Source organism: Paenibacillus sp. LPE1-1-1.1, assembly GCF_040676435.1.
In the GTDB taxonomy this organism is placed as follows: Bacteria; Bacillota; Bacilli; order Paenibacillales; family Paenibacillaceae; genus Pristimantibacillus.
Map to the genome: position 1 here is coordinate 1,320,739 of NZ_JBEGHY010000012.1, position 23,191 is coordinate 1,343,929.

Annotated in this window: 22 protein-coding genes; 18 read left to right on the plus strand and 4 right to left on the minus strand. The window is 49.9% G+C overall.

Annotated features, from left to right (window positions below):
* The first annotated feature begins 120 nt into the window (after positions 1-120).
* From MRBLPE1_RS16360 to MRBLPE1_RS16370, 3 genes are read left to right on the plus strand one after another with little or no spacing between them, the layout of a single operon-like run.
* Complete coding sequence (locus tag MRBLPE1_RS16360) at positions 121-1,134, plus strand: FecCD family ABC transporter permease (RefSeq protein ID WP_364147028.1); 1,014 nt, start codon at positions 121-123, stop codon at positions 1,132-1,134.
* Positions 1,131-2,171, plus strand: coding sequence for a FecCD family ABC transporter permease (locus MRBLPE1_RS16365; RefSeq protein WP_364147029.1), 1,041 nt, complete (start codon positions 1,131-1,133; stop codon positions 2,169-2,171). The genes MRBLPE1_RS16360 and MRBLPE1_RS16365 overlap by 4 nt, the downstream gene beginning before the upstream one ends.
* A gap of 39 nt (positions 2,172-2,210) precedes the next feature.
* Positions 2,211-3,014: a hypothetical protein gene (locus MRBLPE1_RS16370; protein WP_364147032.1), complete on the plus strand. Its 804-nt coding sequence runs from the start codon at positions 2,211-2,213 to the stop codon at positions 3,012-3,014.
* A gap of 102 nt (positions 3,015-3,116) precedes the next feature.
* Here the strand turns inward: MRBLPE1_RS16370 and MRBLPE1_RS16375 are convergent, their stop codons facing one another.
* Positions 3,117-4,265: a metallophosphoesterase gene (locus tag MRBLPE1_RS16375; protein ID WP_364147035.1), complete on the minus strand. Its 1,149-nt coding sequence runs from the start codon at positions 4,263-4,265 to the stop codon at positions 3,117-3,119.
* Between the two features lie 224 nt (positions 4,266-4,489).
* Here MRBLPE1_RS16375 and MRBLPE1_RS16380 point away from each other — a divergent pair, with 224 nt between their 5' ends.
* The 4 genes from MRBLPE1_RS16380 (at position 4,490) to sda (ending at position 8,707) form a co-directional block, all read left to right on the plus strand.
* Positions 4,490-6,664, plus strand: a complete 2,175-nt coding sequence (locus tag MRBLPE1_RS16380) for a DNA topoisomerase III (protein WP_364147037.1) — start codon at positions 4,490-4,492, stop codon at positions 6,662-6,664.
* A gap of 245 nt (positions 6,665-6,909) precedes the next feature.
* The gene (locus tag MRBLPE1_RS16385) at positions 6,910-7,374 is read left to right on the plus strand and encodes a DUF2269 family protein (protein WP_364147039.1); all 465 of its coding nucleotides are present in this window, start codon (positions 6,910-6,912) and stop codon (positions 7,372-7,374) included.
* Between the two features lie 156 nt (positions 7,375-7,530).
* Positions 7,531-8,202, plus strand: coding sequence for a YheC/YheD family protein (locus MRBLPE1_RS16390; protein ID WP_364147042.1), 672 nt, complete (start codon positions 7,531-7,533; stop codon positions 8,200-8,202).
* 358 nt (positions 8,203-8,560) lie between these two features.
* Positions 8,561-8,707: a sporulation histidine kinase inhibitor Sda gene (gene sda / locus MRBLPE1_RS16395; protein WP_308994439.1), complete on the plus strand. Its 147-nt coding sequence runs from the start codon at positions 8,561-8,563 to the stop codon at positions 8,705-8,707.
* Between the two features lie 390 nt (positions 8,708-9,097).
* On the opposite strand, the gene MRBLPE1_RS16400 is transcribed toward sda, so the two are convergent.
* A complete protein-coding gene (locus tag MRBLPE1_RS16400) occupies positions 9,098-10,099 on the minus strand; it encodes an NAD(P)/FAD-dependent oxidoreductase (protein WP_364147044.1) in 1,002 nt (333 codons plus the stop codon).
* A gap of 331 nt (positions 10,100-10,430) precedes the next feature.
* On the opposite strand from MRBLPE1_RS16400, the gene MRBLPE1_RS16405 reads away from it, so the two are divergent.
* The 3 genes from MRBLPE1_RS16405 to MRBLPE1_RS16415 all read left to right on the plus strand — a co-directional run bounded on the left by MRBLPE1_RS16405 (position 10,431) and on the right by MRBLPE1_RS16415 (position 13,121).
* The gene (locus MRBLPE1_RS16405) at positions 10,431-11,624 is read left to right on the plus strand and encodes an NAD(P)/FAD-dependent oxidoreductase (protein ID WP_308994441.1); all 1,194 of its coding nucleotides are present in this window, start codon (positions 10,431-10,433) and stop codon (positions 11,622-11,624) included.
* Entirely contained in the window at positions 11,624-11,890 is a 267-nt protein-coding gene (locus MRBLPE1_RS16410) for a hypothetical protein (RefSeq protein ID WP_364147045.1), read from the plus strand. The genes MRBLPE1_RS16405 and MRBLPE1_RS16410 overlap by 1 nt, the downstream gene beginning before the upstream one ends.
* Before the next feature lie 244 nt (positions 11,891-12,134).
* Positions 12,135-13,121: an aminoglycoside phosphotransferase family protein gene (locus MRBLPE1_RS16415; RefSeq protein ID WP_364147048.1), complete on the plus strand. Its 987-nt coding sequence runs from the start codon at positions 12,135-12,137 to the stop codon at positions 13,119-13,121.
* 69 nt (positions 13,122-13,190) lie between these two features.
* On the opposite strand, the gene hemQ is transcribed toward MRBLPE1_RS16415, so the two are convergent.
* Positions 13,191-13,937 (minus strand): hydrogen peroxide-dependent heme synthase, encoded by a 747-nt coding sequence (gene hemQ / locus MRBLPE1_RS16420; protein ID WP_364147049.1) that lies wholly within the window; start codon positions 13,935-13,937, stop codon positions 13,191-13,193.
* A gap of 164 nt (positions 13,938-14,101) precedes the next feature.
* On the opposite strand from hemQ, the gene MRBLPE1_RS16425 reads away from it, so the two are divergent.
* The 8 genes from MRBLPE1_RS16425 (at position 14,102) to MRBLPE1_RS16460 (ending at position 22,694) form a co-directional block, all read left to right on the plus strand.
* The gene (locus tag MRBLPE1_RS16425) at positions 14,102-14,392 is read left to right on the plus strand and encodes a YuiB family protein (protein WP_364147050.1); all 291 of its coding nucleotides are present in this window, start codon (positions 14,102-14,104) and stop codon (positions 14,390-14,392) included.
* 104 nt (positions 14,393-14,496) lie between these two features.
* Complete coding sequence (locus MRBLPE1_RS16430; protein ID WP_364147052.1) at positions 14,497-16,032, plus strand: helicase DnaB; 1,536 nt, start codon at positions 14,497-14,499, stop codon at positions 16,030-16,032.
* Between the two features lie 18 nt (positions 16,033-16,050).
* Complete coding sequence (dnaI, locus tag MRBLPE1_RS16435; RefSeq protein ID WP_364147356.1) at positions 16,051-17,007, plus strand: primosomal protein DnaI; 957 nt, start codon at positions 16,051-16,053, stop codon at positions 17,005-17,007.
* Between the two features lie 406 nt (positions 17,008-17,413).
* On the plus strand, positions 17,414-18,529 hold the full coding sequence (locus MRBLPE1_RS16440; RefSeq protein WP_364147054.1) for a sulfate ABC transporter substrate-binding protein: 1,116 nt from the start codon (positions 17,414-17,416) through the stop codon (positions 18,527-18,529).
* A gap of 34 nt (positions 18,530-18,563) precedes the next feature.
* Positions 18,564-19,397, plus strand: a complete 834-nt coding sequence (gene cysT, locus MRBLPE1_RS16445; RefSeq protein WP_364147056.1) for a sulfate ABC transporter permease subunit CysT — start codon at positions 18,564-18,566, stop codon at positions 19,395-19,397.
* A 16-nt stretch (positions 19,398-19,413) separates the two neighbouring features.
* A complete protein-coding gene (gene cysW, locus MRBLPE1_RS16450) occupies positions 19,414-20,295 on the plus strand; it encodes a sulfate ABC transporter permease subunit CysW (RefSeq protein ID WP_364147058.1) in 882 nt (293 codons plus the stop codon).
* A gap of 25 nt (positions 20,296-20,320) precedes the next feature.
* Positions 20,321-20,563: a YezD family protein gene (locus MRBLPE1_RS16455; RefSeq protein WP_364147060.1), complete on the plus strand. Its 243-nt coding sequence runs from the start codon at positions 20,321-20,323 to the stop codon at positions 20,561-20,563.
* Between the two features lie 181 nt (positions 20,564-20,744).
* Positions 20,745-22,694 carry a hypothetical protein gene (locus MRBLPE1_RS16460; protein WP_364147063.1) on the plus strand — a complete coding sequence of 650 codons (1,950 nt, stop codon included), beginning with the start codon at positions 20,745-20,747 and terminating at the stop codon, positions 22,692-22,694.
* A 161-nt stretch (positions 22,695-22,855) separates the two neighbouring features.
* Here the strand turns inward: MRBLPE1_RS16460 and MRBLPE1_RS16465 are convergent, their stop codons facing one another.
* Positions 22,856-23,002 (minus strand): YqzM family protein, encoded by a 147-nt coding sequence (locus MRBLPE1_RS16465; RefSeq protein ID WP_364147066.1) that lies wholly within the window; start codon positions 23,000-23,002, stop codon positions 22,856-22,858.
* Positions 23,003-23,191 lie beyond the last annotated feature (189 nt).

Below are 23,191 nucleotides of genomic sequence, written 5' to 3' on the forward strand. Positions count from 1 at the left end.
CTTATAGGAATGTCCAGTACAACTTTTATAGGATTCCGCGCTTATGGGCTTTCGCCGTCGCAGGATGGCGGGAGCCGTCTGTATTTTGCCGGCAAACCTTACTTGGGAGCGTTCAAGGAAATGAATAATGGGAGAAACAGCTTTATTTTGAAAGCCGCGGGATTGCTATTAGGCTTGGTCCTTTTGCTATTCTGCTTCATAGCAAGCGTGAGGTTCGGCTTTACGACGGTAAAATGGAGCGATTTGACGGCTGCGCTTACGGATTACGATGAAAGCTCCATGGAGCAGGTCGTTGTAATGACGACAAGGGTGCCGCGTGCGCTCATAGCCGCTGCGATTGGTGCAAGCCTCGCCATGGCAGGCGCTATCATGCAGGCAGTGACTAGAAATCCGCTCGCCTCCCCAAGCGTAATGGGAATTAATGCAGGTGCAAGCGCCGGAATCGTAGCGGCTATCACTATTTTCAAGGTAACGCAAATGAGCATGCTCGTCTGGATTTCATTCGGAGGGGCGGCGTTTGCCGCGGCAGCGGTTTATACGCTGGGCTCGCTCGGAAGAGACGGGCTGTCGCCGCTTAAGATCATCATGGCAGGCTCTGCAATGACGGCCTTGTTTGCCTCCTTCACGCAAGGAATGCTTGTCCATAACGAGAGCGGGCTGCAGGATGTCATGTTCTGGCTGGCCGGTTCCATTGCGGGACGTGATCTGCAAACGCTGCTGGCCGTGCTGCCTTATATGGGTGCCGGCTGGCTGGCCGCATTGCTGCTGTCGAGACAATTAAACGTGATCGCCATGGGCGACGAGGCCGCGAAGGGACTTGGACAGCGCACGGGGCTGATCAAGCTCGCTGCCGGAATCATTGTCGTTGTGCTGGCGGGCGACGCGGTATCCGTTGCCGGTCCGATCGGCTTGATCGGTATCGTGATCCCTCATATTGCCCGTTATGTTTGCGGCCAGGATTACCGCTGGCTTCTGCCGTACAGCGCGTTATTCGGGGCCGTATTGCTGCTGCTCGCCGATGTGGTTGCCAGGTTCGTGATCCTTCCGGAAGAGGTTCCGGTCGGCATTATGACGGCGGCGGTAGGCGCGCCATTCTTTATCTATATCGCGCGTAAGGAGCTGATGGCCAAATGAAGCAAGCAGCCGGAACTTGGAAAGCAGGAAGCCGTTCTAACCGCTATCATCGAAAAACGCTGCGCGCAGCGCTGATGCTGCTTGCTGCGGCAGCTATCGTGTTGGTGGCCAACCTTGCGATGGGTGAGCAGGTCATCAAACCCAGCAGCGTGTGGCATGCGCTGTTCGGGAGAGGCAACCCCGATCATGTGCTGATCGTTCAATCGCTGCGGGCGCCGCGGGTTATCGTGGCTTTTCTTGTAGGCGCATCGCTTGCCGTGGCAGGCGCAATACTGCAGAGCGTGATCCGCAACCCGCTCGCGGCGCCTGACGTTGTCGGCATTACCGGCGGCGCATCCGTGGGCGCGGTAGCTTTTATAACGTATATGCCAAGCGCGGTCAGCATTCATTTTTTACCCGTCGCCTCTATCATTGGGGCTTTGGGAGCTTCTCTGCTGATCTATTTTATCGCTTGGAAAAATGGCGTAAACCCATTTCGGCTCGTGTTGGTGGGAATCGGAATCGCCTCTTTATTGTCGGCCATGACGACCTTTATGCTCGTATTCAGCCCTGCTTATTCGGCCAGCTCCTCCTATATTTGGCTGACGGGTACGGTATATGGATCAACTTGGACGTATGTCTGGAACCTTTTGCCATGGACCGTCGTCTTAATGGGTATCTTATTTTTTTATACGCGGCAGATGAACATTCAGCTGCTTGGCGACGAGCTGGCAATCGGGCTTGGCAGCAGCGTGCAGCGGCACCGGTTCATTCTTATTTTAATAAGCGTGGGCCTAGCAGGCTCGGCCGTTGCGATAGGCGGCGTAATTGGCTTCGTCGGTTTAATTGCCCCGCATGCGGCCCGTCGTATGGTCGGTCCCGTGGTGAGCAGGCTGATTCCGGTCTCGGCTTTAATTGGCGGTATCATTGTCGCTTTAGCCGATTTGATCGCGAGGACGGCTTTTCTGCCGCTCGATATACCCGTGGGCGTGTTCACATCCGGTATTGGCGCGCCTTTCTTTATTTATTTGCTGTACCGTACGAGAAATAACAGGTAACGCCAGCACGGCGGAACCAGGCGAATGGGGGATAACCGTTTGAAGCGTGGTTTCAAAGTCGCGATTGGCGTTGTTATTGCCGCAGCAGCTTTATTCATGTTCTTGCTTTGGGTAAGCGAGGATCAGGTCATCGTTGAGCGCATGGTGACATTCGAGAAAGCAGAGCCGAACTCTCAGGTGGTTTGGAAAGACCGGGAAACCGTAAGGGCATTCAAATCTGCGTTCCGGTTCGGGTTGAAGCAGCCCGGCATGGTTGACGTCACTTATCCCCCATACGCGGTGACGCTCGGCTATCGGCGCTATTTTCTTTGGGTAGCCGACAGCGATGATACGGGCTTCTTCATGAAAGCCGGGGATACAGGCACGTTATATAAGCTGAGAGAATCTTCGTCCGCGAAGCTTCAAGCGCTGCTAGAGCGCGCTTATTCCGTTAGCGGCGAATCACCGGCTCCGATTCCGGTTCTGCCTTCGGCTGAGCCCGATGCGCTGCAGTTCACGCCCGCTTATTTGGACAGCAAGCTATATTCCGAAGCGGAGCGTCCGCTTATCGAGCTCATTAATTTGAGAGTCAAGTATATGCATGAGGGCAACCGCGATAAGCTTTTGGAGCTCTACACGGATTTCGCCCGCAAGGCGAGGGAAAGCACCGGAAGCTTTAACGGCTTCACGGTAACGAGCATAAAGGCCGAAGGGGAAATTGCGATAAAAGAGCAAAAGGCTTTGTTTGAAGCCGTCGTCGAGGTTACGGAAGCCAAAGACAACGGCGAGGGCAGCCGTTCGCTTTACGTGTTTCAGAAGGGGAAGGAACAGGATGCCGAGTGGCGCATCGCGGATGTGGATTAACTAAACTAAAAATAGCGGCAACCCATGGCTGTCTCCGCGTTGAAGGGCTCTTATGAGCCGCTTTACGGAGGGATAAGCACATTTGTTGCCGCTATTGCTGTTCTAGGCGCCTACGAAATCCACCTCGATTTGAATGACCTCGGACCGGCTGCCGATTCGAACAGGCGGCCCCCAAGTGCCAAAGCCGGACGAGACAATGGCATGCAGGGCGCCTTTTTTCAGGTAGCCCCAATCCAACTCGAACAATTTTCTTGTAATCAAGTGGTTAGGCATCATTTGACCGCGATGCGTGTGACCGGATACGGAAATATCGATGCCGTTCTCGGCAGCTTTAGCGATGTCCGATGGTTGATGGTCCAGCAAGATAAGCGGCCTCGACTGGTCGAGAGGAGCAATCAAATCACGGATAGGCATTCTTCCGTTCCCGCCGAAGCCGGCGGAGGCTTTGTCCTTGCGGCCTATGACGTAGAAGCTGTCCGCGATAAGCGCGGTCTCGTCCATGAGGACGTGAATGCCGATGGCATCCATGGCCGCGATAAATTCGGGCACCTTTCCGCCGATGTATTCATGATTGCCGGTAACCGCGTATACGCCCAAAGGCGCTTTAAGCCTGCCGAGCACAGCCGACATGTTTTTGCGGAGAAAGGGCTCGATATCATCGTCAAGAATGTCGCCTGGCAGTAGTATCAGATCAGGCTTGATTTGTTCTACCTTGCTGAGCAATCGTTCCAAATGCTTATTGCCGACTATCGTGCCCAGATGGAGATCGGATGCCATCGCAATGCGCAGCTTGCTCATTTGGCCGGCAGGCTTAGGCACCTGTACGTGGTAGGTTCGAATAATGGGACTCCAAGCATTCCAAGATCCGCGGACGAGCAGAACGGCCATGAGAAGAATCGCGATGCTTCCGACACCGACGACGTAGATGGATGTCCCGGCGCCAGCTGCCTTTAGGAGGAACGAAAGAAGATTGGCAGCAGGCAAAATGAGGACTGCGTATTCAAGAACAGCAAACCAATAGGAACCGATAAGCTTGAACACTTCCGCGACCGGACGCAGCGGCGTACGGTAAGCAGCTCGGCCGATAATATAAGCATAAGCGATAATGGCAGTCGTTAACGCATACCAGCCTGCATTTTCCCAATTGAAAAGTGCAGATAAGAACAGCCAGCCATTCCATCCGATATAGAAGGATATGCCGCTGTATACAAGCAACACACAAAAAAATATGGCAATAAAACGCAGCTTCATCCTTCAACGCTCCCCAGCTCTTAATCTGTTTTCATATAAGCTGAATTTACTATAGCACACGGGGATTCCCGGCAGCAAAAAATGCGAGATTGAGAGGAACGTCCCCAGCTTAGGCAAGCGCTTCAGCGCGTGCAGCCGCGCATAGGCGTTGCGCAGGCTGCAAGCCTATGGTATCGTTTCGTCATAATGAACGAAGCATTAAACGGAATGGAGCGAATAATGAAATGAAATCGCTTGTACTGGCAGAGAAGCCAAGCGTGGCGAAGGAAATCGCCCGTGTGCTCGGCTGCGGACAGAAGCAAAAAGGCTACATGGAAGGCTCTAAATATATCGTTACCTGGGCGCTTGGCCATTTGGTGACGCTGGCTGAGCCGGAGGATTACGACCCCAAATATAAAACTTGGAATTTGGAAGATTTACCGCTGCTTCCTCCGAAAATGAACTTGAAGATCATGAAGGAGACGTCGCAGCAGTACCGTGTGGTAGCGCAGCTGTGCAAGCGGCAGGATATTAGCGAGCTTATTATCGCGACCGACGCGGGGCGGGAGGGCGAGCTCGTCGCCCGCTGGATCATGGAGCTGGTTCATTGGCGCAAGCCCTTCAAGCGTCTTTGGATTTCATCGCAAACGGATAAAGCGATTAAGGACGGCTTTAACAGCCTTAAGCCGGGCAAGGAATATAACAATCTATATGCTTCAGCCGTTTGCCGCGCAGAGGCGGATTGGCTGATCGGGCTAAACGTAACGAGGGCTTTAACGACCAAATACAACGCGCAGCTTGCGGCGGGCCGCGTACAAACCCCTACGCTTGCGATGCTGATGGACCGGGAACAGGAAATTCAATCCTTTCAATCGCAGCCCTATTGGAATGTATCGGCTGAATTCGGATCATTCTCTGCGCTTTGGCGCGAGCAGGATACGCATGACGGAAGAGTGTGGAGCCGCGAAGAGGCCGAGGCGATATCCGCCCGCATCAAACAAGGAAGCGCAAAGGTAAGCAAGCTTCGAACGGTGGAGAAATCCGAGCCCCATCCCCAGGCCTATGATCTGACCGAGCTGCAAAGAGATGCGAACAAACGGCTCGGCTTCTCGGCCAAGCAAACGTCCAACGTTCTTCAGAAGCTTTACGAGCAGCATAAGCTGGTGACCTATCCGCGTACCGATTCCCGTTATTTGTCGAGCGATATGGTTCCTACATTAAAAGGACGCCTTGAGAGTATCGCCGTAGGCCCTTACGCGCAGCTGGCCCGTAAGCTGGTAAGAATACAGCTTCCGATTACGAAGCGTATTGTCGATGATACGAAAGTAACGGATCACCATGCGATTATTCCGACGGAGCAATTCGTTAATATTTCAGCTCTGACCAATGATGAGCGCAGGCTGTATGATCTGATCGTCAGACGGTTTATCGCTTTATTTTATGGCCCTTACAAGTATGACGAGACGAGCGTCGTGCTGACCATTGGCAAGGATTCGCTTTATGCGAAGGGCAAGATCGAGAAAGAAAAAGGATGGAAGGAAATCTATCAGTCCGATGCGTATTCATCCAGCCAAGAGGAGGAGGAAGAGGACGACAACGGAGCGGGCGAGTCCGGACAAGGCAAAGCCGACCGTCAGCCGGCACAGCTGCTCCCGCCGCTCACGATCGGGCAGTCGATTCCGATTAAGCAGCCTAAGCTGCGCGAGCTGCGGACATTGCCGCCGGCACGTTATACCGAAGCGACGCTGCTGACCCGTATGGAAAAGCATAGTCTGGGTACACCCGCGACAAGAGCCGATATTATAGAGAAGCTGCTTGGTACGGATACGATTACGCGTTCGCAAAACAAGCTGATGCCGACCGGCAAAGGAAAACAGCTGATCGAGCTGGTGGTGAATGAGCTGAGGAGCCCGGATTTGACCGCAAAATGGGAACAAGAGCTGGAGCGCATTGCAAAAGGCATAGGCGACCCGGCGGCTTTCATGAAAAATGTCCGCCAGCAAGCGGCGAAATGGGTGTCGGAGGTTATTGCGGAGACGAAGGAATACAAGCCGCATAATCTGACGCATTCGCGCTGTCCGGAATGCGAGAAGCCCTTGCTTGAAATTAACGGCAAGCGGGGCAAATCGCTCGTTTGTTCGGACCGCGATTGCGGTTACCGCCGTGCTGCGGAACCAATGCTCTCGAACAAGCGTTGTCCGAATTGCCATAAGAAAATGGAAATCAAAGACGGCAAGGCGGGAAAATTTGCGCAGTGCAAGCCATGCAGCGTGATTGAGATGCTTGGCGACAAGCAGGGCGGCAAAGTTAACCGCAAGCAAAACCAGAAGCTGATCGAGCAGTTTAGCGACAATACATCATTGTCGAACAGCTTGGCGGATAAGCTCAAGGCAGCGCTGGAGAAGCAAACAGACAAGTGAAAAAGTGAGAAAAGGCAAGCATTTCCCATTTAGGGGGGCTTGCCGTTTTTTGTGTAGAAGATGGGAAAAAATGGTTTACTAACCGGGCGACGGTCTGTATATTGGAAATAACAAAAATCCGATTAAGGCAGGTGTCTCCGTAATACTATGCAGGCCGAGGCCGGCGTTTCGCTGGCGCGTGCTTTCGAGAAAGAGGATTTTTATCAATTTATGCTGCGAGTATTGCAAGGAGGAGGCGGTTGAGGATGGATCGCGTATTCGTTTTTTTACATGTGCTTGGAGCGGTGTTGTTTCTAGGGAACATTATAACGACCGCATTTTGGAAAATCAGGCAGGATAACAGCAGTAACCCTCAGCAGCTGCATCATATGGCGCAGAGCATTATGCGGGCTGATTATATTTTTACGATACCAGGCATCGTGCTCCTCGTTCTATTCGGCGTTTTGACGGCGCAATCGTACGGCTATTCCTTCACGGAGCTTAACTGGCTCACCCTGTCTATTCTATTGTTCGCGATATCCGGCATTTTGTGGGGCGTCGTTTTGCTGCCAAGCCAGCTCCAAATGCAAACGCTGAGCAAACAAGGGATTCAAACCGGCAAGCTGCCAGACGAGTATTTTCAATATTCAAAGCGATGGAATGTCTGGGGGACGGTAAATACGGTTATTCCAATCATCGTTTTGTTCTTGATGGTCGTAAAGCCCGGGTGACCGTGATCGATAAACGGAACAAGTTTTTGGGAATAAGGCTAGCACGATTTGCTAGACTTAGCAATAAAGGCTCTTAACCTATGACATTCATCCAAGAGACAGATAGTACTCTGTCATATGCTATGGATGAAGCAATAGGAAAGGGGATAGATTGAAATGGGTGGACATTCAGGCAGGCAGCTGGCCAGCAAATGGGTAAAGACCGCGACTTTGCTTTCCCACTCGAGCATTGCGCCGCATATTCCTCCGACACGGAAATTTACGGCGGATAATCTCAAAGCCATGCTCGATACGCATCAAATGGTTGTCGTGAAACCGGTCGTTGGCGCCGGCGGACACGGTGTTATCAAGGTAGCTCGCACTAGCGACGGATATTCTTATACCTATTATTCGCAGACCAAACGTTTTGCTAGTTTTGGAGCGCTAATAGGAGCGCTAAACAAAAAACGGAGAGGCCGGTCTTATCTGATTCAAAAAGGAATAAATTTGGCTACGGTAGATGGCAGGCCAATCGACTATCGGGTGAAATACGTGAAAACGGAGAATGGCTGGGTATATCGCTCGATCGTGGGGCGGATTGCCAAAAAAGGGCTGTTCGTAACAAACTTATGCCGCGGCGGCAAGCTGGTATCCGGGGCACAGGGCATCAGCAGATCCTTGTCGCCTGCGCAGGTCTCGGAGAAGAAGCAGAAGATGCGGGAGCTCACCGTGCTGTCGACAGGAGTGCTTGAAGCCAAATATCCAGGCATCGGCCAGCTGGGTTTTGATTACGGCATCGATAAACAAGGCCATATTTGGATCTTCGAGGTGAATACGCGGCCGCAATAAAATCACTTTAAAGCATGTGATGCAGCTTAATCGAATAGGGTGCCGCGGAAGTCGGTTTGACCTCTGCGGCACCCTATTTTTTTGTTTGAATCCCGTCCTATGCAATAGAGGGGCAATATATTCCATTAATAGATTTATAGATTCCGATTAAAGTTTTTTATTGATAAATTGAAAAATTATCCTGTGGATAACTATATCCACATTATACACCCTGATTTTGCTCAACGATAAATGAATATGCACACGCTGTGCACAGCGTATACACAAGATATTGTGTATAACCAGTGCTGTTGTCCTTCTAATAGTGCCATGCTACTATGAAAAAGCAATAACCAAAGTATGGAAGAAAGGGTGTGTAGTGTTGGAGCTACTGTCTGATGAAATGTTAGTAGACACCTATTATGCAGCTATCCAGTTTGAACTGGAGCCGGAATTCATTCGAATGCTAGCGATTGAAATGAAGCGCAGACGGTTAAATCCGGAAGCCGTCAAAATTACCGCTTGATCCCTGCTGCAGTACTTTGCCTTACAACATGATTACCATTCCATAACCGAGACCTCGGTTGTTTGATTGCAAGACTGGCAATATACAAGATGCATGCAGGAAAAAGTTTTTTGCACGACGGCCTGACTTAAAAGCGGTTCGTCCTCTATTTGTTCATAGGGTGCATAGGGACCTGTCAGATCGGATGAACGACCGCAGTCGACAATTGCGCTATCGCAAGAGGAGCAGCGTACATGCAGAGATTGAATCCCGTTACAAACCGGACAAAACATAAGGGTATCCTCCTTGGCACACCGTGCATATGTATGCGATAGGTGCATGAATGAACTAAGCCAAGGTTAGGATACCCTTTTGTTTATTTTTTAAAAGACGCAAAGCGAATTTGAAGCATTAAAGTTTCATGTTGCTGCTGTGGCCGGGCGACAGCTTGGCATTTGGATCGACATAAACCTTCGCATTGTTAATGGCGGTCGGCGCTTCGCCGAAGCCTACGGCAATCAGCTTGAGCTTGCCGGGATAGGTCGTAATATCGCCCGCGGCGAATATGCCCGGTATATTGGTCTCCATCCGGGTATCCACAAGTATTGATCCGCCTTGTATTTGGATTCCCCAGTCCGCTATCGGACCAAGGGACGAAATGAAACCGAAGTTAACGATAACGGCATCCACGTCGAGTTCGGATGTTTCTAACGTCTTGACGTCGGTTAACGTCACTTTTGAAATGCTGTCCTCGCCGTGGAGCATGGTAATTTCTTTTGGCGTAAGGACGTTTACTTTGGAATTCATAAGATTTTCTACGCTATGCTCATGCGCGCGGAATTTATCGCGGCGATGAATGAGCGTCACGCTCTCAGCAATCGGCTCCAGCATAAGCGACCAGTCCACGGCCGAGTCGCCTCCACCGCTTATCAGCACCTTTTGCCCCTTAAACCGCTGCAAATCGCCTACGAAATAATGAAGGTTTTTTTTCTCGAATCTTGCGGCATCCGCCAAATCAAGCCTGCGCGGCTCGAATGCGCCTACTCCCGCTGTTATGATGACGGCTTTGGCATAATGAACGCCTTTGTCTGTTATAATCTCAAAGAGTCTTTCGTCATGCTTAATGACGTTAGTGACCTTCTCTTCCAAACAGATCTCCTGTTTAAAATGGGAAAGCTGCTCTATCAGGCGGTCGACCAGTTCCTGGGCCGTTACTTTCGGAAATCCGGCAACATCGTAAATATATTTTTCAGGATAAAGAGCAGCAAGCTGGCCGCCTAGCTGCGGCATGCTCTCAATCAGCTTTACTGAAGCCTGGCGCATACCGCCGTAAAAAGCAGCAAACAGTCCCGCAGGCCCTCCTCCGATAATTAAGATATCGACGGGTTTTACTGCTGTTTCAGGGTTAGACAATGTAGCCACCTCCGCATTTTAAGCTTTACGAATACCATTATAATGCTTCGCGGAAGAAGAAGGAAATATTTAATTTGTATAGAGTTCTAAACAATTTCGTATAATTTGCCCTTGAACTTTTACTGAAAACTATGTAAAATTTCTGATGTATGTTAAGCACGGGACTGGTTGCTATGAGCGGTGAAAGTTGTCGCCAAACCGTTTCCGATTCATTGATAAAATGGCTTTATTTAGAACACACTGAACTTATAATTATAGATATTCGGTTTAGCATGTGTAATTTTTCACAATGTATAAATACAAAGATAAGAGGAATGGATGGGATTAATCGATGAGTAACATACCTAAAATCGTCATTCTTGGCGCAGGGTACGGAGGTATTTTGACCGCGCTTCGTCTGCAAAAAGAATTAAATTACAATGAAGCCGACGTTACATTAGTAAATAAACATGACTATCATTATATTACGACACATCTCCATATGCCGGCAGCAGGCACGGACAATCCGGAAAATGCGCGAGTCAGCATTTCAAAACTGATCGATGAATTTAAAATCGATTTCGTGAAATCCACCGTCGTGCAAATCCGTCCGCAAGACAAAAAAGTCATTCTCGAAGACGGCACTTTGTCTTACGATTATTTGGTTATCGGCCTTGGCGGCGAGCCAGAGACATTCGGCATTCCGGGTCTAGGCGAGCATGCCATGAATATTCGCAGCATCAATTCCGTTCGTTTAATTCGCGAACATATCGAGTATCAATTTGCTCGTTTCAAACGCGAACCGCATCGTACGGACTATTTGACGTTCGTGGTTGGCGGAGCGGGCTTTACGGGCATCGAGTTCGTCGGCGAGCTTTCCGACCGTATCCCTGAGCTCTGCAAGCAGTTCGACGTAGATCCGGCGCTTGTGAAAATTTACAATATCGAAGCGGCCCCAACGGCGCTGCCTGGTTTTGACCCTGAGCTAGTGGAATACGGCATGGACGTTTTGACTAAGAAAGGCGTAACTTTCCGTATCGGCACGGCAATCAAAGAATGCTCGCCGGAGGGCGTTATTGTCGGCGAAGGCGAAGAAATTAAATCCGCAACCGTGATTTGGACCGGCGGTATCCGCGGAAACCGCTTGATCGAAGAAGCAGGTTTTGAGACGATGCGCGGACGCGTGAAAGTGGATGAATTCCTTCGTTCTCCCGGCAATGAAAACATCTACATCGTTGGCGACAACTCGCTGATGTTCAACCCGGAAGGCCGTCCATACCCGCCTACGGCTCAAATCGCGATGCAGCAGGGTGTCGTTTGCGCGCATAACCTTGTCGCTTCCATTCGCAATCAGCCGCCTAAAGGCTTTACGTTCAGCAACAAAGGTACGGTGGCGTCACTCGGAAAAGGCGAAGCAATCGGTATTGCATTCGGCAAAAAATACAAGGGACGCGTAGCTGCTTGGTTGAAAAAAGCAATCGATCTGCGTTACCTGTTCATCATCGGCGGCATCTCACTCGTGCTTCGTAAAGGTAAATTCCTATAATGAGACACTGCAGCGTACAAGTTCGGGGTTTGCTCACCAGAGATGAGCTGGATCGTTACAACGCATTGATGGAGGTCGGTTCCTTCTTAGAATCGCAGACGCGCTACGACTTGGCTTATACGGTGCAAAAGGAAGTTGACCTGCTGATTCAGCCGGCAATCGAGCGGTTGAAGGACAAAGGCCGCGAGCGTGACCGCGCAACCCAAGAATATTTGGATGCAAAGCGTCTAAGCGCCGAAGAAGACGAGGATGAGGACGACATTTAAAATAAAGGCTTTCGCACTTGATACGGCCACGATGCCGGTCAAGCGCGAAAGCTTTTTTTTGGCCAAATGGCATAAAAAAAAGCATCTAGAAGATGCTCTAGACGCTTGAAAAGGTATCGCTATTTTTACAAAGAACTTATTCAACATCATAACAGGCGGGAAAGAAACAGTCTATTCTTTTGGCGGAATTTTATTTATAGTAAAGCAGCCGGCAGCAAAAAAAAGGAATTGGAGTGTTGCAGCTATGGATGATTGTTTAGTGGCAATTGAAGATTTACAGCAGCATGCAAAGGAAACCTTTGGTGCCGGCTATATGGTCAAGCAAGTTACGACCAGGCATGGAGGCGCTCAAAAAACCGTCTATAAAGTGAAGTGCACGAATGGTTTTATGTTCATGCTGTATGTCTGGGAGCTGGCAATGAATTTTTTTCAAGAGGAAATCGAAAGGCTGCCAGAGAACGAGCGCATCTACGGATGCGGGCTATTCGAAGGAAATCAAGCTTTTTTAAGCAAGCATGGCATACGGACGCCTGGCATTTATTATATAAACAAGAAAAGAGAGCGGTATCCCTTTGACTTTGCTTTTGTCGAATATATCGACGGTCCGGATGCAGCGAGCTTTTTGAATGCTGACGAGGAACCTAAGGAGAAAGTGTTCGGGCAGCTCGGATCGATGCTTGCACGGATGCACAGCTTAGAGAGGGATTACCCTGGATTGATAAACGCTGGCTTAGTTCATTCCGGCAAATGCCATTTGCAGGAATTGGAACAAGCGGAGCAGCTCCTGGCCTATGCTTCGGATTATATAGCGGCATTCAAGGAAAATCAGATGAAGCTGCTGGAAAAAGTGCATGAGCTGGAATCCAATATCGAGGCAAGAGAGCGATACAGCTTTATTCATGGGGAGCTGGGCCCGGATCACGTCATGGTGAATGACAAGCTGGAGCCCTATTTAATTGATATTGAGGGAAGCCGCTATTACGATTCCGAATATGAGCACAGCTTTTTGACGTTTCGATTTGGAGCTGCTTACTCTTATTTGGGGAATGACCAGCTGGATCGGAACCGGATGTTGTTTTACAAAATGTATCATCATCTCTCCTGTACAGCCAGCGGTTTAAAGCTGCTGCATCGCGGGTTTCCGAACCGGCAGCTGGCAATGGATATCACTCGGCATAATTATCGAAGCGCGCTTAAATTCATTGCAGTAAGCATCGACGATCTCGAATAATAAAAAGACAGTCCGAGCTGCCTTTATCGAAAGGCTCGGACTGTCTTATTTATGCGTTAGGCTGTAAACCTATATTGCGAGCATTGCTGCGAACTTCTCGCCGTTTAAGAAATTGCCGACATAGAAGTCACCGAAGTCAGCGAAGCGCGCGCTTACTTCGTCAAAGCGCATTTCGTAAATCAGCTTTTTGAATTGAAGAGCATCGTCCGCGAACAGCGTAACGCCCCATTCCCAATTGTCGAAGCCGACGGAACCGGTAATGATTTGTTTTACTTTGCCTGCATAGGAACGGCCGATCATGCCGTGGCTGCGCATCATCGCCTTGCGATCGTCCATGCTGAGCATGTACCAGTTGTCTTGGCCGTCGCGGCGTTTGTTCATCGGATAGAAGCAGACGTGGTTTGCTTTTGGCAGAGACGGCTTCAGTCTAGCGATAATATCCGGATTCTGCATCGGATCCGAGCCTGGCTGCGCCATATAGTTGCTGAGCTCCACGATGCTTACATACGAATGCACCGGATAGGTAAAGCTAGCGAAGGTCGTTTTGTTGAACGCGGTCTCGATTGCGTTAAGATCCTCTAACGTTTCGCGCAAATGCATGAACATAAAGTCTGCTTTTTGACCTACAATCGAATATACGGCTGTGCTGCCCTGCTTATTTTCATCCACCGAAGCCCATTGCTGCAAAAACGATTGCAGCTCGTCCAGCGCGCGGCTGCGTTCGTTTTCGTCGGCTAGGCGCCAGGCTGTCCAATCCATGCTGCGGAAATCATGCAGCGCGTACCAGCCTTCTAATGTTTGTGCTGCTTCACTCATTGTATAAATGCTCCCTTCAAGCTCCATAATGATGCTGCCATCATTGTATCTTAATCTAGGCAAGCGGAGCAAATGGCGGTCTTGTGACATTTCTCCTAACGTAATTGACTTCCACCGGACCATTAATTAAACTAATAATCGAGAGTCTGAAAGGGGAAGTCTGGATGCTTCAGTTAATTATTGCAACAGTGCTGTTTTTAGTCATGATGTTCGGTATCGGCTTTATTCTGAATATGTTGTTAAAAACAACGTGGTTTCCGATATATTTGTTTATTATCGCTTTAATCGTACTGGGCATATGGGCGCCGTGGGATAAATCAGCGACCGCCACGATCGAGAACTTTGCTCATTATACGGTCATTGATTACATACCGGTTATCGGTGCGCTGATCGGCGCGTACGTAAGCGGATGGGCGATTCAAGCGCTGCGCAAGGGCGGCTACAAAATGTTTTAATCTGAAAATCCCTCATTCGGGGGATTTTTCTATTTTTCGACTCGTCCTGAGCATCGGTTTTTATGTTAAAATGATAGAATGAAAGTAAGGGATGGAGTGGTGCAGTGCGCATCAATAATATATTGCATTACACGGAGCATCATCGGTATTACATATTCCGTGATTTTTCGCTAAGCAGCTTGGACTATAAAATGCTGTCGCTAATCTATCAGCCGATGATTGGCGCTTTTGCCGTCGCATTTTACCAGCAGCTTTATCACGGAATCGCAGAGGGGACTTCGGGTTATTCTTCTATAGAACCGCAGCGCAAGCTGTTTCTTGGATTAGGGCTGGAAATGAACGAGCGGGGCCGCAAGCATTTGATCGAGCAGGCATCCAAGCTTGAAGCGGTAGGCTTGCTTCAAACCTCTCGACTAGGCGTACCCGATAATGCAGATGTTATCTATGAATACGAGCTTTCGCAGCCGTTGTCGCCGGTTGAATTTTTTCGCAATATGCACTTGACGATGCTGCTGCGGGATAAGGTCGGCAAATATGCGGTCATATCGCTCCGAGAATCCTTCGGGGCCAATGAACCGGATGAGCTGGCCGGCGCGCAGCTAACGAAAGAAAACATATCGGTGCCTTTCTACGAGCTGTTTAAGCTGAATATGCAGTCGGTAGACAATGAGCTTGAGCAAGCATTGACAGAGGTAGCGCCTTCGCGGCAAGCTGCCGCGAGATCAGCGCAGGCAACAGCGGGGATCCCCTATGGGGAAATCATTTTGCGCTTTCCGCGGAATTCGGCGAATCGCCGGTTTGTAGAGCGGCTGCGAAGCAACGAAGAGCAGCTCTCGCAGGTCAATTATGTGGCCTACAAATACAACTTGGCTGTCGTAGATATATGCCGTCTGCTCGATGAGGACGGCATTTTCGGAGAAGGCGGCGAGCTGAATATTGACGAGCTTCAACTGCGGGCCAACCAATTCTACAGGCAGGACAAGAAGCGGGAAGGCGAGCGTCAGCGCACGCTTTCTCGGACGCAAGTGGTATCAAATGAAGAGCCGGTTGATTCTGATGAACTGACGGAGGAATACGAAGTACAGGAGCAGCATTATTTACAGGTTCCGAACCAGCTGCTTGGCCGGTGCGATGTTCAGCAGTACAATATGCTGATGCGGAATGAACCGCATACCCGCTTTCTGCAGCGGTTTTTCCCTGGCGCGGTGCCGGATTGGATAGAACGCGTATTTGAACGAATGGATCTTAATTATAAATTGGCAGGACCCGTTATAAATGTACTCATTCATTATGTTATTGGAGCAAATGATGCTCAAAGAGTAACGAAGACGTTTTTGGACGCGGTAGCCTCGAATATGCTCGTGAAACAAATTGATACATTCGAGAAGGCCGTTATTTACGTGCGGGAGCAAGCTCAAGTTGAACAGGACAAGGAACGGCGCAAGGAAGCAGCAGCCAGCTATGCCGGAGGCGGCTATAACGGCTCCAAAGGCGGCGCTCGCAGCGGAGGCAACAGCAGAGGAACATCGCGGAAGCCTTCGATTCCCATTGTTCAGGAAGGTCAATCAGCGGCTTCCGTTTCAGCCGACGAGCTTGAGGAGCTGCGGAAGCTCGCGCGTAAATTAGACGGCAAATCATAGAAGCGGGGTGAGCAGATGATGGAGTCAATGGGCGAGCTGCTAAAGGCATGGCCCACAGGTCAGGCACTTTCGGAGCAAGCGGAGAACAAGCTGACCGAGCTGCTCGCGGAACCGCTTGTCGAGAAGCTGCGGGTGAAATATCCGGATTTGGATGAGCGGACGATCCGGCTTAATCTGAACCGCGTTTACCAATACGTAACCGAATATCGAAACTGCAGCAACTGCCCGGGGCTGGATAAATGCCCGAATGATTTCGAAGGACACTATACGCTGCTTAGCTCGGATACGATTAACGGACTAACCCAGCTTTATGACCGCAAAGTGTCATGCAAGAAATTTATTGCGCGCCAAACGGAGGATCAAATCCGCAGCCGCGTCCGAAGCTTTTACATTGACGAGAAGGCGCTGCAGCGGGGATATTCATCCGATGAGATTTTGACGAATGACATGGAGCGCGCAAAGGCCGTCGGGCAGGTTCTGCGCTATATCGACCGCACGAAAGAACAGGGCTTGCAGGAGGAAGGCTTGTATTTGGCAGGCCGCTTCGGCACGGGCAAGACGTTTCTAATGTGCTATCTGCTGCATGAGCTGGCCAAGGCCGGTTATTCCGGCGTCATCGTCTACATGCCTGATTTTGTAGAGGATCTCAAGTCGCTCATGCATGAGCCGGGCAAGCTGAAGGAAACGGTCGAAATGATGAAAGAGACCGATTTGCTTATCTTTGACGATATGGGCGCCGAGAATTTGAACCCTTGGGTCCGCGATCATGTGCTTGGCGCGATCTTGAATTACCGGATGCAGCGCAAGCCAACGTTCTACACCTCGAATTACGAGCTGGAGGCGCTGGAGAAGCATTTCAGCTTCACAAGCAAGGATGGCGACGAGCTTCACAAGGGACAGCGGCTGATGGACCGTATAAAGCCTTATGTCGAGGTTGTTATGGTTACGGGAGAGAATAAGCGCGGCCGAAAATAATATAAATAAGCAAAGCTTTGGTAACGGCATCCTATTGGATACTGCTGCCGAAGCTTTTTTTTATTTAGAACAAACAAACAAACTTAATGGCTTTTAACCAAATCGGTTTAATGGCTGTTACGTTTTGTCCGGAAAGGCTGGAAATCATGAAAGGGCATACCAAAGCAGCGAAAAACAGCTCAATTATAAAGCAAACTTATTATACTTATCATTTTTTTGAAATTAAGTATTGACAGTATAAGGGGGGCGCTGGTAAGATTCTCCCATAACCAACTAAACAGGTAGGAATAATGGTTTCCGACCGGACGAACCGGAGTAAACACCGATCAATGAGAAACGCGTTTTATGAATCGAGCTATTACGTGTTTCTGCAGACCTGTTAATTTAAAAAGGGGTGTATGGAGAGATGAAGAAAATTACTCATATTCGTTCCGTCGTTATTTTATTGGCATTGGCGCTGGTTTTGGCTGCTTGCGGTCAAAACGGCAGCAATAGCGGAAACAAAGCAACCAACAAACCCGCTAACGAGTCTTCGGCAACGAATGCGGCAGCAACGGAAGAACCGGCTAAAGAAGAGCCAAAGCCTCCGGTTGAGCTGCTAAATGTATCGTATGACCCTACTCGCGAGCTTTATGTGGATTTTAACGAAGCATTCTCTAAGCATTGGAAAGCGGAAACCGGCCAAGAGGTAACGATTAAACAATCACACGGCGGTTCCGGTAAACAAGCCCGCGCCGTTATCGACGGATTGAAAGCGGATGTTGTAACGCTTGCGCTTGGTTACGATATCGATGCAGCCGTAGAGCCTGGCTTAATCAATGCGGATTGGCAATCTAAATTCGAACACAATAGCTCGCCCTATACATCCACAATCGTATTCCTGGTTCGCAAAGGAAATCCGAAAGGCATCAAAGACTGGAACGATCTCATCAAGGATAAAGTTGAAGTAATTACGCCAAACCCGAAAACATCGGGCGGAGCCCGTTGGAATTACCTTGCTGCATGGGGCTACGCTCTGAAGCAAAACGGCAATGACGAAGCCAAAGCGCAAGAGTTTGTCGCAGAGCTGTTTAAGCATGTGCCAGTGCTGGATTCCGGCGCACGCGGTTCAACAACTACTTTCGTAGAACGCGGCATTGGCGATGTGCTGCTCGCTTGGGAGAATGAAGCATTCCTATCCATTAATGAGCTTGGTCCGGACAAATTCGAAATCGTATATCCATCCTTGAGCATTTTGGCAGAACCTCCAGTAGCAGTCGTAGATAAAGTAGTTGATGACCGAGGAACCCGGGAAGTAGCCGAAGCGTACCTGAAATACCTATACACCGAAGAGGGGCAAGAAATTGCGGCTAAAAACTACTACCGTCCGATTTCCGAGACTGCTGCCGCGAAGTATGCGGATCAATTTAAAGCGCTGGAGCTGCTGACGATTGATAAAGATTTTGGCGGCTGGAAAGAAGCACAAACGAAGCACTTCGCTGACGGCGGCATTTTCGATAAAATCTACACGCCGGGCTCTTAATGAATGATTTAAACATGATTGGAGCTGACTTCACATGAAAGGTTCCAAGTCCCGCAACGTACTTCCGGGTTTTGGTTTATCGCTTGGATTCACCTTGTTTTACTTGGGCATTATCGTATTAATTCCGCTGGCTGCCGTTTTTTTCAAAACGGCAGAACTCAGCTGGTCAGAGTTTTGGAGCACGATTACCAATGCTCGAGTAGTCGCTTCCTATCGCGTCAGCTTCCTTACTGCCTTTTTTGCAGGGCTTGTTAATGCGGTCTTCGGTCTATTAATCGCATGGGTGCTTGTCCGTTACCGCTTCCCGGGCAAAAAGCTTATCGACAGCTTGGTGGATTTGCCCTTTGCGCTGCCGACAGCTGTTGCCGGTATCGCATTGACGGCAATCTATGCGCCAAACGGCTGGGTAGGCTCCCTTTTGGAACCGCTTGGCGTAAAGGTGGCTTACTCGCCGATCGGAATTACGATCGCGCTTATCTTTATTGGTCTTCCCTTTGTCGTGCGTACCGTGCAGCCGGTGCTGCAGGATATGGATAAGGAGACGGAGGAAGCGGCCGTAATGCTTGGAGCGTATCGTCTGCGGACGTTTTGGAAGGTCATTTTGCCGGAGCTGATGCCAGCGCTTTTAACAGGGTTCGCGCTCGCATTTGCAAGAGGCATCGGCGAGTATGGCTCGGTTGTCTTTATCTCGGGGAACATGCCGCTGAAGACTGAAATTACGCCGCTGCTTATTATGACGAAGCTCGAGCAATATGATTACGCTGGCGCTACCGCCATTGCGCTTGTCATGCTTGTTGTGTCCTTCCTCATGCTGCTGGTCATAAATCTACTGCAGTGGCGGATGAACCGCCGCACTGTGTCGGACTGAGAAGGGGGCAATAACAATGGCTGGAGCAATTACCGTACACACAAATGAAGAAGCCTCGAAACGCCCGCAGCATGTAACAGAATCGGCTCCCGTCCGCTGGCTGCTTATTGGAATCGCCATGCTGTTTCTCGGACTGATTGTATTGCTGCCGCTCGCATCCGTATTTGTCGAAGCCTTCAAGAAAGGCGCCGGCGTATACATCGACTCCATAACGGAGCCGGATGCCTTGTCAGCGCTGAGGCTTACGCTTATCGTTGCGTTGATCGCCGTACCTGTTAACACGGTATTCGGGGTTGCGGCAGCTTGGGCAATTAGCAAATTCCGATTCCGCGGCAAAAATATTTTGATCACCTTAATCGATTTGCCGTTTGCCGTATCTCCTGTCATTTCCGGTTTGATCTACGTGCTGCTATTCGGAGCGCAAGGCTTTCTCGGGCCATGGCTGGATGAGCGGGGCATTCAAATTATTTTCGCGGTGCCCGGCATCGTGCTCGCTACCGTTTTCGTTACGGTTCCTTTTGTAGCCCGCGAGCTTATTCCTCTCATGCAGGCGCAAGGCGTACAAGAGGAAGAAGCGGCCGCCAGCCTAGGGGCGAAGGGTTGGCAGATTTTTTGGAAAGTCACGCTCCCTAATATCAAGTGGGGACTGTTATACGGCGTGATTTTGTGCAATGCCCGCGCCATGGGCGAGTTCGGCGCAGTGTCCGTCGTATCCGGCCATATTCGCGGGGAAACGAATACGCTGCCTTTGCATATCGAAATCTTGTATAACGAATATCAATTTTCGGCATCCTTTGCGGTCGCATCTTTGCTAGTTATGCTTGCCGTCATTACGTTGATCGTAAAAAGTATTGTGGAATGGAAGTCCGGCCAGCAAAAGGCCGTAAGTTCCGACTAAACGAATTTAAATGGAGGGGTTTCGTATGGCAAAACCGTTAGAAGTAGACCAACAGTGGCTGGAGCGAATCGCAGATCAGGTGGGTGGCCTGAAATATGGGCATGTGACGATTACCGTTCATGACGGCAGAATCGTACAAATTGACCGGACGGAAAGAACGCGTTATGACGGATCCTCTCAGAAGCAGCCGGTCCCGTCCGAGTCCCAGCAGCAAGCAAAGCAGCGGGATAACCAAAACTCCGGCGAGGCGCTGCGTATCGTCCAGTAGCTGATCTTTAAGTCGGCACACCAAATCCATAACGAAATAATTAAGCAAGGAGCTGACCCAAGCGATCTAGAATCGTTGGGACCGCTCCTTTTTTTTATATGAAAAGTAAGCTCTTATTGTATCTAAGCCCATTGTTTCCTACAATGGAAGGAAGAAAAAGCAGCTTGCAGGGAGAATGAACATGCCGGATTGGAGCTATCATACCTTATTTCGTCCTTTGCTATTTAGGCTTCCTGCCCGTTTGAGCAGAGCGCTTACGCTGCATGCCATCGGCGGTCTAAGCAAAATACCCGGCGGGTCGTTCGTGGTTCGGACGTTTGGCCATATGGAGCCGTCGCCGCTTTTAGAGCGTGAAATAGCAGGGGTTTCTATAAATACGCCGATTGGACTGTCCGGGGGCGTTGATCCGGAGGGAATTGCTCACCGAGCCTTTGCGCAATTCGGAATCGGTTTTATCGAACACGGGCCAGTCACGGCGCAGCCGATCCGCTGCGACAAACCTATCGTTAAAGATGCGGTCAAGGAATGGGTGCAATACCCGGACTATTATGAGAATGATGGCGTTGATCGATTCGCTAGGCGTATTGCCAATCCGGGACATCAATTGCCCCAGTTCGTGCGTATTGCGCCAATGCCGCTTGCATTGCCAGAACAGGCGGCATTTGAGCTTGTAAGCATGATGGATCAGCTTTCCGCTGCAGGCGCTCACGGATTTTATATTGATGTGAATTATGGATCTAGAGGCTGGGAGGATGCCGGCACTATTCTGGAAAGATTCGCAAGCCTGCTGCAAAGCCAGCCCCGGGAGCATCCACCGTTGTTCCTGTATGTGCCTTCCAATTATCCGAACGAACAGCTGTTGGCGCTAATCGAATCATCGAAAAAAGGGTTTTGGAGCGGGGTCGTCGTTGGCGAATCCGTTTGCTTAGAGGCTGGTTCAGGCTGCGAATGCATAGTAGGCAAAGCCGCAAAGGGCGATTGCTTATCTAAAATCAGGCTTCTGCGCTTGGCATGCGGGCATGGATGGGTGATCAAGGCGGGCGGAGGCGTACATGAGCCGCAGGATGCTCTTGATTTGCTTCAAGCGGGGGCTAACGCCATTATGCTTCATGGCGGCCTCGTGTTTGCGGGACCCGGGCTTCCGAAGCGCATAAACGAAGCCGTCATCTTCGAGCAGGTTAAGGATCAGCCGATAGAAGAGACGGCTCCTTTCTGGAGGCATTGGGGCTGGATGTGCCTGCTCGGCACCGGCATGATGCTTGGTGGCTTATTATCCTGGATCATAGCCGCAACCACGGTGCTGCTGCCCTACGATTTGTCCTTCATAGGCATGTCATTAGAGGAGCTGCATCATATCAATCATCATTTGCTGCATTTTATGTCCCATGATCGGATCACGTTATCGGGTACGATGATTACGATAGGCATTTTATATTTTCAGTTAGCCAGGCACGGATTAAGGCACAGCCTGCATTGGTCTAGGACGGCGCTGCTCGCTTCAGGGATTGTCGGCTTTGCGAGCTTTTTCCTTTTTGTAGGGTACGGCTACTTTGACCCTCTGCACGCGATGGCTGCCGCAGTGCTATTGCCGATGTTCTTGCTTGCGATGCGGAGCAATCCTGACCGGGCATACCGCCTGCCAGTCAACGTACGAAACGACAGGCTATGGCGCAGGGCATTATGGGGACAGCTTTGCTTTGTAGCTCTAGGTTTTGCGCTTGCGATAGGCGGAATTACGATATCAGCAGTGGGAATTTCAGAGGTTTTCGTTCGGACGGATCTCGTTTATTTGGATACGACTTCTATTGAGCTGGATGAATCGAATGCAAGATTGATTCCGTTAATAGCCCATGACAGAGCGGGGTTTGGCGGCGCGCTGCTTTGTGCGGCGATAGCTATACTTATCATGGCGTTATGGGGGATTCAGCAGGGCTCACGCTGGATATGGTGGACGCTGCTCCTTGCCGGGGCGCCGGGCTTCTATGCCGGCTTAAGCGTGCATCTGTCGATCGGCTATATTGATTTTTGGCATCTTTCGCCGGCTCTTTTTGCGCTTCTTCTTTATATGCTCGGACTTATTTTGCTATATCCCTATCTGATTCGTTCCCCAAAAGAGGATGCGGCTGCGTGACTAACGTACAGGGAAAAGGAGCGGCAATAAAAAAAAGGAGCAGCATGCTGCTCCTTTTTTTAAAAATATAAGAAAGTATAAATTTAAAACTTATACGATGCTTATATTTCACTGCGAAACGAGCTATTGCCGCCAAGGACAGCGTCAGCCGTTTACGCTTGTTACGAAATGATGAACTTTACGATTACGGCAACAGCGAAAATGACGGTCATAAAACCGAGCATTCCGCCAAAGCCGAATACGACATCCATCAAGTCATCGCGGGGCTCTTCGTTAAAATGCTCGCGCGGGTCTCTTACGTTTTCCATCGCCTACGTCCTCCTTGAAAAAGACCGATTGCTTCAATCACAACCTTGAGCGGTCGTCTATGTAGTATCGGTTTATTCAACTTATATTAGTATACCCAAACTGCCAAACAGTTGTAAAGCCAATAGAGGTGACAATTGTAAGACAAAATACGGTCATATTATGCTAAAATGTGTACAGAATCATTAGGC

Bases quoted from the DNA above. Each gene is read 5' to 3' on its own strand.
- MRBLPE1_RS16360 (WP_364147028.1), top strand. From the start codon at position 121: ATGAATAATGGGAGAAACAGCTTTATTTTGAAAGCCGCGGGATTGCTA.
- MRBLPE1_RS16365 (WP_364147029.1), top strand. From the start codon at position 1,131: ATGAAGCAAGCAGCCGGAACTTGGAAAGCAGGAAGCCGTTCTAACCGC.
- MRBLPE1_RS16375 (WP_364147035.1), bottom strand. From the start codon at position 4,265: ATGAAGCTGCGTTTTATTGCCATATTTTTTTGTGTGTTGCTTGTATAC.
- MRBLPE1_RS16380 (WP_364147037.1), top strand. From the start codon at position 4,490: ATGAAATCGCTTGTACTGGCAGAGAAGCCAAGCGTGGCGAAGGAAATC.
- MRBLPE1_RS16385 (WP_364147039.1), top strand. From the start codon at position 6,910: ATGGATCGCGTATTCGTTTTTTTACATGTGCTTGGAGCGGTGTTGTTT.
- MRBLPE1_RS16390 (WP_364147042.1), top strand. From the start codon at position 7,531: ATGGGTGGACATTCAGGCAGGCAGCTGGCCAGCAAATGGGTAAAGACC.
- MRBLPE1_RS16405 (WP_308994441.1), top strand. From the start codon at position 10,431: ATGAGTAACATACCTAAAATCGTCATTCTTGGCGCAGGGTACGGAGGT.
- MRBLPE1_RS16410 (WP_364147045.1), top strand. From the start codon at position 11,624: ATGAGACACTGCAGCGTACAAGTTCGGGGTTTGCTCACCAGAGATGAG.
- MRBLPE1_RS16415 (WP_364147048.1), top strand. From the start codon at position 12,135: ATGGATGATTGTTTAGTGGCAATTGAAGATTTACAGCAGCATGCAAAG.
- hemQ (WP_364147049.1), bottom strand. From the start codon at position 13,937: ATGAGTGAAGCAGCACAAACATTAGAAGGCTGGTACGCGCTGCATGAT.
- MRBLPE1_RS16425 (WP_364147050.1), top strand. From the start codon at position 14,102: ATGCTTCAGTTAATTATTGCAACAGTGCTGTTTTTAGTCATGATGTTC.
- dnaI (WP_364147356.1), top strand. From the start codon at position 16,051: ATGGAGTCAATGGGCGAGCTGCTAAAGGCATGGCCCACAGGTCAGGCA.
- MRBLPE1_RS16440 (WP_364147054.1), top strand. From the start codon at position 17,414: ATGAAGAAAATTACTCATATTCGTTCCGTCGTTATTTTATTGGCATTG.
- cysT (WP_364147056.1), top strand. From the start codon at position 18,564: ATGAAAGGTTCCAAGTCCCGCAACGTACTTCCGGGTTTTGGTTTATCG.
- cysW (WP_364147058.1), top strand. From the start codon at position 19,414: ATGGCTGGAGCAATTACCGTACACACAAATGAAGAAGCCTCGAAACGC.
- MRBLPE1_RS16455 (WP_364147060.1), top strand. From the start codon at position 20,321: ATGGCAAAACCGTTAGAAGTAGACCAACAGTGGCTGGAGCGAATCGCA.
- MRBLPE1_RS16460 (WP_364147063.1), top strand. From the start codon at position 20,745: ATGCCGGATTGGAGCTATCATACCTTATTTCGTCCTTTGCTATTTAGG.
- MRBLPE1_RS16465 (WP_364147066.1), bottom strand. From the start codon at position 23,002: ATGGAAAACGTAAGAGACCCGCGCGAGCATTTTAACGAAGAGCCCCGC.